This window comes from Oleiphilus sp. HI0123, from assembly GCF_001635315.1.
In genome coordinates this window covers 1-339 of record NZ_LWGE01000799.1, presented here as the reverse complement: position 1 = coordinate 339, position 339 = coordinate 1, and the positions used below count along the sequence as shown (strand labels likewise).

The 339-nt window shown below is 46.0% G+C and carries 1 pseudogene; it reads right to left on the bottom strand.

Annotation, left to right across the window (positions count from 1 at the left end):
- Positions 1-339 (bottom strand): annotated as a pseudogene (clpA, locus tag A3761_RS06980) (ATP-dependent Clp protease ATP-binding subunit ClpA); the annotation flags it as partial.

The following is a 339-nucleotide window of genomic DNA, read 5'->3' as shown; positions in this document are numbered from 1 at the left end:
TCTTCAATATCCTCGACATCAATCAAGTCACAGCGCTGATCAGCTTCTTTCAAACGCTGACTAGCACCCGCCTCGTCTATCACATCGATGGCCTTATCAGGCATATGACGATCAGTAATATAACGTTCAGCCAGCTCTGCTGCGGAGCGCAATGCTTCATCCGTATACTTGAGTTCATGATGTGCTTCAAACTGAGGTTTCAGACCTCGCAGAATTTTTATCGTATCCTCAACATCCGGCTCATTTACATCTATCTTCTGGAATCGACGCGCCAATGCGCTATCTTTTTCGAAGATGCCTCGGAACTCAGTGAACGTAGTCGAACCAATACAACGAATC